The organism is Methylobacterium platani, from assembly GCF_001653715.1.
Classification (GTDB): Bacteria; Pseudomonadota; Alphaproteobacteria; order Rhizobiales; family Beijerinckiaceae; genus Methylobacterium; species Methylobacterium platani.
Window position 1 is genome coordinate 20720 of sequence record NZ_LWHQ01000013.1, and the last position, 9756, is coordinate 30475.

8 protein-coding genes are annotated in these 9756 nt (G+C 72.2%); 6 read left to right on the top strand and 2 right to left on the bottom strand.

All coding sequences use genetic code 11. From position 1 onward, the window contains the following. The first annotated feature begins 200 nt into the window (after nucleotides 1-200). The 6 genes from rpiA (at nucleotide 201) to A5481_RS06760 (ending at nucleotide 7570) form a co-directional block, all read left to right on the top strand. Nucleotides 201-911 (top strand): ribose-5-phosphate isomerase RpiA, encoded by a 711-nt coding sequence (gene rpiA / locus A5481_RS06735; protein ID WP_048435033.1) that lies wholly within the window; start codon nucleotides 201-203, stop codon nucleotides 909-911. A gap of 59 nt (nucleotides 912-970) precedes the next feature. Beyond that, entirely contained in the window at nucleotides 971-1516 is a 546-nt protein-coding gene (locus A5481_RS06740) for a DUF2059 domain-containing protein (RefSeq protein WP_048435034.1), read from the top strand. Beyond that, the gene (locus tag A5481_RS06745; protein ID WP_048435035.1) at nucleotides 1513-2769 is read left to right on the top strand and encodes an O-antigen ligase family protein; all 1257 of its coding nucleotides are present in this window, start codon (nucleotides 1513-1515) and stop codon (nucleotides 2767-2769) included. Before A5481_RS06740 ends, A5481_RS06745 begins: the two co-directional genes overlap by 4 nt. Nucleotides 2770-2774: 5 nt before the next feature. After that, nucleotides 2775-4172: a glutathione-disulfide reductase gene (gor, locus tag A5481_RS06750; RefSeq protein WP_048435036.1), complete on the top strand. Its 1398-nt coding sequence runs from the start codon at nucleotides 2775-2777 to the stop codon at nucleotides 4170-4172. A gap of 360 nt (nucleotides 4173-4532) precedes the next feature. Then, on the top strand, nucleotides 4533-5915 hold the full coding sequence (locus A5481_RS06755) for a class II 3-deoxy-7-phosphoheptulonate synthase (protein WP_048435037.1): 1383 nt from the start codon (nucleotides 4533-4535) through the stop codon (nucleotides 5913-5915). Nucleotides 5916-6253: 338 nt separating this feature from the next. Next, nucleotides 6254-7570 carry a lipase/acyltransferase domain-containing protein gene (locus A5481_RS06760; RefSeq protein ID WP_053082430.1) on the top strand — a complete coding sequence of 439 codons (1317 nt, stop codon included), beginning with the start codon at nucleotides 6254-6256 and terminating at the stop codon, nucleotides 7568-7570. Between the two features lie 12 nt (nucleotides 7571-7582). Here the strand turns inward: A5481_RS06760 and A5481_RS33320 are convergent, their stop codons facing one another. Both A5481_RS33320 and A5481_RS06765 read right to left on the bottom strand, forming a co-directional pair. Beyond that, on the bottom strand, nucleotides 7583-7822 hold the full coding sequence (locus A5481_RS33320) for a hypothetical protein (RefSeq protein ID WP_048435038.1): 240 nt from the start codon (nucleotides 7820-7822) through the stop codon (nucleotides 7583-7585). After that, nucleotides 7803-9203 carry a S8 family peptidase gene (locus A5481_RS06765; protein WP_048435039.1) on the bottom strand — a complete coding sequence of 467 codons (1401 nt, stop codon included), beginning with the start codon at nucleotides 9201-9203 and terminating at the stop codon, nucleotides 7803-7805. Before A5481_RS06765 ends, A5481_RS33320 begins: the two co-directional genes overlap by 20 nt. Nucleotides 9204-9756 lie beyond the last annotated feature (553 nt).

Consider the following 9756-nt stretch of genomic DNA (forward strand, 5'->3'; position numbering starts at 1 on the left):
CGACGGTGCCTCGGACAAGGCCGGATCGCCGCTTCCGCCGCCCCTATTCCCCATGCTAGGGGCCTCTCGATCAGCGGGGACGGCCGTCAGGGCGCCCCGCCTGCCCGGGGCCGTCGGCCCTGCGGCGGACGAGAGACGACGAGCCGCGCCGGGACCGCCATGCTGATTTCCCTCATCCTCTCCTGCCGCGAGGGCCGACGGTGAGCCCCGCCGAGCTCAAGCGCGCCGCCGCCGCCCGGGCGGTCGGGCTGGTCGAGGACGGCATGCGCCTCGGCCTCGGCACCGGCTCGACCGCGACCGTGTTCGTCGAACTCCTCGGCGAGAAGGTGCGGGCCGGGCTCAAGGTCGTCGGCGTGCCGACCTCCGAGGCGACGCGCCGGGCCGCCGAGGCCGCCGGCATCCCGCTCACCACCCTCGACGACACGCCCGACCTCGACCTCACGATCGACGGCGCCGACGAGATCGACCCGCAGCTCCGCCTGATCAAGGGCGGCGGCGGCGCGCTGCTGCGCGAGAAGATCGTGGCGGCGGCGAGCCGGCGCATGGTGGTGATCGTCGACGGCGCCAAGCGCGTCGAGACCCTGGGGCGCTTCCCCCTGCCGATCGAGGCGGTGCCCTTCGGCCTCGTCGCCACCACCCTGGCGGTCGCGGCGGCGATCCGGTCCGCCGGCTGCGCCGGGCCGCTCACCATCCGCAAGGACGCCGACGGGACCCCGTTCCACACCGATGGCGGCCACCTGATCCTCGATGCCGGCCTCGGCGCCATCCCCGATCCGGAAGCGCTGGCCCGCGCCCTGGTGGCGGTGCCGGGCGTGGTCGAGCACGGCCTGTTCCTCGGCCTTGCCACCGGCGCAATCGTGGCGGAAGCCGCGGACGGCCAACCCCGCATCGTCACCCTCGGGGCGGCCTGACGCGCCCTCGTCCCCGTCACGGCCGCCCCGCGCGGGCGCCGCTATCCTGGAGCAACACGATGTCCCCGCGCCGTTCGCGTGCCCTGCTGGCGGGCCTTCTCGCCGCGACCCTGTCGAGCCCCGTCCTCTGCACCCCGGCCTCGGCCCAGCCGAAGCCCGCCGCCCCGGCCGCCTCGAAGGACCCGATCACCCCGACGCACCTGGCGCTGGCCAAGGAGGTGATGCTCTCCTCCGGCATCGCCCGCTCGTTCGATTCGATCCTCCCGGCCTTCGGCGAGCAGATCAAGCAGGCGGCGGTGACCCGGCCCGAGCTGACCAAGGACCTCGCCGACGTCATCGAGAAGCTGCAGCCCGAGCTCGAGCTGCAGAAGCAGCGCATCATCGACACCGCCTCGCGTATCTACGCCAACAAGCTCACCGAGGCGGAGCTGCGCGACATCGCCACCTTCTTCCGCTCGCCCGCGGGCAAGCGCTACGTCGAGACCCAGCCCCAGGTGCTCGACGACATGGTGCAGGCGATGCAGACCTGGACCCAGGAGGTCTCCGAATACATGATGGTCCGGGTCCGGGCCGAGATGGGCAAGCGCGGCCACCAGCTTCAGTGACGGCCCGCGCGCCGGAGCACGGCCCGGCCGCGACGCTCGACCGTCTCGGCGCCGTCGTGATCGCCGCCCTGCCGGCCTGCATGGCGGCGGCGAACCGCTCGAGCCCGGTCGTGGTCGGCCTCGCCGGGCTCCTGCTGCTCGCCGGCGCGGTCGCCGCCGGGCGCCCGCTGCGGGCACTCCTCGTCGCGCCGCTGGCGACGCCGCCCGGTCTCGCGGCGCTGGCCTTCCTGGCCTGGTGCGGCATCAGCCTCGCCTGGAGCCCGCTGCCGGGCCTGTCGCTGCGCACCCTGTCGGAATTCCTGCCGGCGCTCGCCGGCGCCTACCTGGTGGCGCGCCTCGCGCCGCCGCACCTCGCCGCCGTCGCCGGGCCCGCCGCCTGGATCCTGATCGCGACCTGCGCCTACGTCGTGGCGGACCTCGCCTCGGGCCTCGCGATCCGCGAGGCGCTCGGCCAGCGCGTCGCCGCCTTCGCGTTCAACCGTCCGCTCCTGACCATGATGCTGCTGGTCCTGCCCCTGGCGGCGCTCCTCGCCGCACGCGGGCGGCGCGGCCTGGCGGCGCTCGCCCTCGCGGTCTTCGCGGTCGCGGCGTGGCGGTCGGTCAGCGGCGCGACGGTGCTGGGGCTCGCCACCGGCGCCCTCACCTTCTGCGCCGTGCGCGGGCTGCCGGCCCGGGCGGGACTCGGCCTCGCCGGCGCGGCCCTGCTCGGCGCCCTCGTCCTCGCGCCGGTCGAGGGCGATCTCCTCGCCCGGACGATGCCGGAGGCCCTGCACCAGCGGCTCGCCGCCAGCAGCACCCGCGCCCGGGTCGCCATCGCCCGCAGCTTCGGCGCGGCGGTGGCGCAGGATCCCTGGCACGGCGCCGGCTACGGCACCAGCGGGCGGTTCCAGGACGTGCCGGCGGCCGAGCGGATCGAGCCCGACCTGCGCTTCATGCTGGCGGTCGGGCACCCGCACAACACCTTCCTGCAGGTCTGGGCCGAGCTCGGCATCGTCGGGGCGGTGCTGGCCGCGCTCGTCCTGGTCCTGACGTTGCGGGGCCTGGGGAGATGGCCGGCGCTCGCCCGGAGCACCGCCCTGGCGCTGCTGGCGACGGCGGGCGTCGTCGCCTTCGTCGAGCACGGGGCGTGGCAGGCCTGGTGGACCGCCGGCGTCGGCGCGGCCGTCGCCTGGCTGCGCACCCTTCGCCCGGCGGCGCACCCTTGCGCTCTCGACCCGGCCCGGCACAGAGAAGACCTGACAACACAACGGTGAGCGCCATGACCGAGACGCAGCACGAGCCTTTCGACGTCGATCTGTTCGTGATCGGCGGCGGCTCCGGCGGGGTGCGGGCGGCCCGTATCGCCGCCGGCTACGGCGCGAGGGTGCAGCTCGCCGAGGAGTACCGGGTCGGCGGCACCTGCGTGATCCGCGGCTGCGTGCCCAAGAAGCTGATGGTCTATGCCGGCCGCTTCGCCGACGAGTTCGAGGACGCCGCCGGCTTCGGCTGGGAGGTCGGCACCCCGCGCTTCGACTGGGCGGCGCTCAAGGCCCGCCGCGACGCCGAGGTGACCCGGCTCGAGGGCATCTACGCCACCAACCTGATGCGGGCCGGCGTCGAGGTGGTGGCCGACCGGGCGGTGATCGAGGATCCGCACACGGTGCGCCTCGTGCGCTCGGGCACCCGGGTGCGGGCCCGCCACATCCTGGTCGCGGTCGGCGCCCATCCGGTCAAGGAGCCGCTGATCCCCGGCGCCGAGCTCGCCATCACGTCGAACGAGGTGTTCGAGCTGGAGACGCAGCCGGAGCGGATCCTGGTCGTCGGCGGCGGCTACATCGCGGTCGAGTTCGCCGGGGTGTTCGCGGCCCTGGGCACCCGCACCACCCTGCTCCATCGCGGCGATCGGCTGCTGCGCGGCTTCGACGGCGAGATCCGCCAGGCCCTCGGCGAGGCCTATGCCAAGCGCATGGACCTGCGCCTGAACGCCACCGTCCACCGCCTCGACCGGCGCGACGGCGGGATCGGCGCCACGCTGAACGACGGCAGCGAGATCCTGGTCGACCAGGTGCTGGTGGCGACCGGCCGGCGCCCCAACGTCGCCGGGCTCGGGCTGGAGAAGGCCGGCATCACTCTCGATCCCGCCGGGGCGATTCCCGTCGACCGCTTCTCGCAGACCGCCGCGCCCTCGATCTACGCCGTCGGCGACGTCACCAACCGCGCGGCGCTGACCCCGATCGCGATCCGCGAGGGCCACGCCTTCGCCGACACGGTGTTCGGGGGCAAGCCCTGGGCGGTCGACCACGACCTGATCCCGACCGCGGTGTTCTCGACCCCCGAGATCGGCGTCGTCGGCCACGGCGAGGAGGTGGCGCGGCGCCTGTGCGGCGAGATCGACGTCTACGAGGCCCGCTTCCGGCCGATGAAGGCGACCCTGTCGGGCCGCGACGAGCGGATCCTGATGAAGGTGATCGTCGAGCGGGCGAGCGACCGGGTGGTCGGCGTCCACGTGCTCGGCCACGATGCCGGCGAGATCATCCAGGCCGTCGGCATCGCGGTGACGATGGGGGCGACGAAGGCCGATTTCGACCGCACGATCGCGGTCCATCCGACCGCCGGCGAGGAGCTGGTGACGATGCGCACCCCGGCGGTGGTCAAGCAGCCGGTGGCGGTCGGCTGAGGGCGAACCGCTACCGGCAGGCATCCGCGTAACGCCGCGGCGTGGTCCCGAAGGCCCGCCGGAAATGGCCCGTGACATGGCTCTGGTCGTCGAAGCCGAAGCGCGCCTCCGTCTTTCGCCGCCGCGACCGCATTCGCGATCGGAGCGTTCAGCCGGAGCCTGTTCTTCACGGTGCTGTCGGGCGTGTGCGCCTTTGCGCTGTTCAAGGCGGTCCTATCCTAGCTCTGACGGAACGAGCCGTGCGGCATGACCCGAAATCACGGGGAGCGACCCCCTCGCGCGATCGCCCAAACCCCCCTATAAGCCCGGCTTCCGCAACCGACCTGACCGGTTATCGAAGAGGTGCGGTAGGAGAGGACGATGAGCGAGCGTTGGACCCCCACGAGCTGGCGGCGGCTGCCGATTCAGCAGGTTCCGGACTATCCGGATTCCGCGTCCCTCGAGGCGGTGGAGCGGCAGCTCGCGAGCTTTCCCCCGCTGGTGTTTGCCGGTGAGGCGCGCAAGCTGAAGCAGAACCTCGCCAAGGTCGCGGCCGGCGAGGCGTTCCTGCTCCAGGGCGGCGATTGCGCCGAGAGCTTCGACGAGCATTCCGCCGACAACATCCGCGACTTCTTCCGCGTCTTCCTGCAGATGGCGCTGGTGCTGACCTTCGCGGGCGGCTCGCCGGTGGTGAAGGTCGGGCGCATCGCCGGGCAGTTCGCCAAGCCGCGCTCCTCGCCGGTCGAGACCGTCGACGGCGTCGCGCTGCCGAGCTACCGCGGCGACATCGTCAACGGCATCGGCTTCACGGAGGCCGAGCGGGTGCCGAACCCGAACCGCCAGACCGAGGCCTACCGCCAGTCGGCGGCGACGCTGAACCTCCTGCGCGCCTTCGCGACCGGCGGCTACGCCAACCTCGAGAACGCGCATCGCTGGATGCTCGGCTTCGTCAAGGACTCGCCCCAGTCCTCGGCCTATGCCGACCTGGCGCAGCGCATGACCGAGACCCTCGACTTCATGCGGGCGATCGGCATCAACCCGGAGACGCACCAGGAGGTGCGCCAGACCGATTTCTTCACCAGCCACGAGGCCCTGTTGCTCGGCTACGAGGAGGCCCTGACCCGGGTCGATTCGACCAGCGGCGACTGGTACGCCACGTCGGGCCACATGCTGTGGATCGGCGACCGCACCCGCCAGGCCGACCACGCCCACATCGAGTTCGCCCGGGGCATCAAGAACCCGATCGGCCTCAAATGCGGCCCGTCGCTCAAGGCCGACGACCTGATCCGGCTCGTCGACCTGCTGAACCCGGCCAACGAAGCCGGCCGCCTGACCCTGATCTGCCGCTTCGGCGCCGACAAGGTCGGCGACCACCTTCCCGCCCTGGTCCGGGCGGTGGAGCGCGAGGGCCGCAAGGTCGTGTGGTCCTGCGATCCGATGCACGGCAACACCGTGACGGCCAGCGGCTACAAGACCCGGCCGTTCGAGCGGGTGATGAAGGAGATCCAGGGCTTCTTCGACATCCACCAGTCGGAAGGCACGCATGCCGGCGGCATCCACCTCGAGATGACGGGCAAGAACGTCACCGAGTGCACCGGTGGCGCCCGGGCGCTGACGGCCGAGGACCTGCGCGACCGCTACCACACCTATTGCGACCCGCGTCTCAACGCCGAGCAGGCGCTGGAGGTGGCCTTCCTGACCGCCGACCTCGTCAAGCGCGAGCGCAAGCAGCACGAGCATCCGCGGATCGAGGCGGCGGAGTAGGATCTTCCGTCGACGGGACCCCGGGCCGGCTCGGCGCGGGGTCGGATCCGGCGAGGCCCGGGAGGGGCGCCGCGCTCGCGCGGCACTCCTCCCGGGCCTCGCCGCGTCAGGGGTGGCCGTTCCGGCCTCTGGAGGGCGGGGGGCCGGGGCGCCCGGGCCGCCGGCACGCGCCGGGGCGCTCGCTCGGCGAGCCGTTCCGAGATCGCCTCGATCGGCCGGTCCTTCGCCCGCGCGCCCCTATATCCCGCGCACTTGATCCCGCGCACTTGCACGCCACGAGGTGTCATGCGACCATCATGCCGGTTCCATTCGGTCGATTGACCAAGATGGAGACGGCGATGGACGTCGTGGTCGTCATTCCCGGCATCATGGGATCTGCGCTGGCGACCCCGGACGGCGTCGAAATCTGGCCGCCTACACCCGCCGAGGCGACGCTCGGCTACCGCCGGATCGATCAGCTCATCCGCCGCGACCTCAAGCCGACGAAGATCATCGATCGCGTCTGCGTCGACATCTACGGATCGCTGCTCGAGGCTCTCGATAAGTTCGGCTACAAGAGCGACGTCGGCGAGCGACGGGTGGTTCACTTCGCGTATGACTGGCGCAAGAACCTGCTCGACCTCGGCAGGGAGCTCGATGCCACCTTGGCGCAGATCCTGGCTGAGCACGGCCCGGCCGTGAAGATCAGGCTGCTCTGCCATTCCATGGGCGGCCTTCTCGCGCGCGTCAGCCTCGAACGGCCGCGCGCGACCGTGCCCGGTTGGGCCGCCGCCATCGATCTCTGCGCCTTCATGGCGACCCCGCACGAGGGCGCGCCCCTCGCCGTCGCGCGGGCCGCCGGCGTCGGCGAGGGCACGTCGGGCCTGTCTCCGGCGCAACTGCGACAGCTGGCCGGACAGCCGGGCTATCCGGCCGGCTACCAGCTGTTCCCGCTCTCGACCCTGCTCCCGATCTGGCGCCTCGACTCCCAGGTCGCCTTCGAGGGCATCAGCGTCTTCGACCCGGCGCTGGACCAGCTCTACGGCTTCAACAAGGTGAGCCTCCAGGCCGCCAAGGACCTGCAGGCAACCCTGGATCACGAACGCCGGCCCGGCGGATGCCGGTATTTCTCGATCGTGAGCGCGTTCCACGAGACCGTCACGCGGTTCGATCTCGATGCCGGCGGACTCGTCGGCGTGTCCGTCGCGGCCTCCGGCGACGGGACGGTGCCGATCCGCAGCGCCTCCGCGCTGCCGGTGCAGACCGCCTTCGTCAGCGCGAACCACCTCGGCGTCGCCCAGGACGGCACCACGCACGAGCTGCTGGCCATGCTGCTCGGCGTCAAGCTGCCGGAAGCCGTCGCGGCGGGGGCCGCGCGCCTCGCGGGGCGGCCGCGCCTCTCCGTCAGCCTGCCCGCCGTCAACCGGGGCGATCCGTTCGAGGTCGTCCTGGCCTTCGGCGCGGCGCCGCGCCAGGGGCGGATCGTGTTCCTGCGACGGACCGATGCCGGCCCCGTCGAGGCCCACGCGATCCCGCTCGCCGTCGGCAGCGCGGAGGTCAGGCAGGTCGTCGTCGCCGGGCCGACCCTCGCGCCCGGCGTCTACAGCGTCGAGTACGTCGCGGACGGGATTTCCCCGCCGCAGGCGGAGCTCGTGGTCATGACGCCGGGCAGCTGAAACGGCCCGGCCTCATCCGGCGGTGCGCACCCGCTTGTTCTCCTCCGCCGACCATCCTTCGAGGCCGAGGGTGAGCTTCTTGATCGCCTGGGCGCCCCCCTGGACGAGCAGGCCGGTATCCCCTTGCCGGATGAGCGTGACCTCGGCCATCGCGCGGACCTGCTCGGCCACGTCCGACAGGTCGGGGCCACGACTGTCGGAGCGGTACAGGACGTAGTCGCGCGTCCTGGGATCAGGCCTCGTCTGCGACATGGAGGATCCCGCTTCCCTGGGTTTCGAAGGCGAATCCTAAATCCCGGCATCGTTCCGTCAAGACCTGCGCGATGGCGGTCGCCCGCTTCATGTCCGGCGGCATCGCCAGGATGTCGGGATGGTCCTCGGCGAGGATCGCGGCCGCGAGGCCGACGATCACCGGGGCCGCGAACGAGGTGCCGCTGTCGATCGCGTACCCTGCCGCCCCGGCGCAGGAGATTAGGCCGACGCCCGGTCCGATGAAGTCCGTGTCGGCACCCCAGTTCGAGAACCGGGCACGGCTCATGGCCGCGTTCACCGAGGACGTCACGTCGGACAGGTCTTCGAGTTCCCGGACGCCGTCCGTCAGGACCGACCGGTCGCCGTACGCCGTCACGGCGTAGTAGCGCTTGGCGGCGGCCGGGAAGGAGATGGAATCGCGACCGTCGTTCCCGGCCGCCGCGATGCAGATCGCACCCCGCTGGAAGGCCGCGACCGCGGCCTTGCCGAGGAACTGCGACGGAGAGCGGCTCGCCATGCTGATGTTGATCAGGTGGACGTCGTCGTCGCCGGTCCTCCTGATGGCCTCTCCGAGGTCGAACAATGCGCCGTCCTTCAGGCCGAGCGGGGTGAAGCGGTAGCTGAACAGGGTCGCTCCGGGTGCCATCCCCCTGAAGTCCCGGCCCCGGGCGCCGATCAGGCCGGCGACGTGGTTCGCGTGCGGATGGGGCGCGACGGCGGGATCCGCGTCGAACTGGTAGACGTTGCGTGTCGCGACGTGGGCGAGATCGGGATGCCTGGGATCGACGCCGGTATCCACGACCGCGATCCGGACGCCGCGCCCGACATCGAGCCCCGTCAGCGTGCCCGCCTCGCCGCGCAGCGCGCTGGTCCCGTCCCGTCCCCTCGGGTCGACCGGTGCCAGCGTCAGGGCGATGTCGCCCTCCGCCGACGCCGCCACGGCCCCCGCGTCGAGGCTGCGGTAGCCGGCGGGCGGCTCGACGACGATGCGGGGAAAGCTGCCGGTCCGCGCCGGAACGACCAGGGACGCGACGCCCGACGGGCGGGTCCGTCGGGCCACGCCTTCGCGCTGCGCGACATCGGCGAAGACGAGGATCCGGGCGCCGGGGACCGGGCGCCCGTCGGGATCCGTCACCTTGACCCGGACCCGCTTGCCGTCCGACGCGCCGACGGTCCAGTCCCGGTGCATCCGCAGGCGGGTCGCGGTCCGGACGGCGGCGGAGATGCGCCGGTCCTTCTCCACCAGCACCGACGGGACGCTCTCGCGCAGGCGCCGCGCCGCCTGCGGCGACATCTCCAGCAATGTCGGGCCGTCGTCCCGGGAGGCGGCGACGACGGTGTAGGGAGCCTCCGGCGCCGCCAGGGCGGTCATCGCGATCATCGGCCGGATCGCGCTCGCCGAAACCTCACCCCGGACGGCCCGATCCGGCGCCTCTCTCCGGGAGAAGGCCGCGTTCCGTGACGTGTGCCGGATCGCGTCTGCGTCCTCTGCCTGTCCGATCTGGTCCGCTCGGGCGAAGTGCCAGCCGTCGCGTGGCATGACGATGTATCGCACGGATGCTCCTCGCATGGGCGCGTCGGTCAGATCAGATTGCCGTGATGCGGTGCCAAGCAGCGAGGACAGCAATTTATTCTGGCGTATTCATGGGATCAAGCCGCCTTCACCAGTCCAGGGGCGGAGTCTGCAAGAAAAGAGCACGCCGATTTGGCCCTTCCCGTTCTTGCCGCACCACCGCCGGGCTGCGCGCAGCCGGCGGCGTTCGACTGCGCCCAGGATGCTCTCGGAGGCGCTCCGGCGCAGGGCGGGATCGGCGGCCGAGATCGCCGGCCGGAGCACTATTCCGGCGAGGCGGATGCCGGTTCGTCGAGGAGAAGTCGGAAAAATCAAGCACCTTGAGCACGGCCCGGTTGCCGCGCCACGGTCCACGACACGA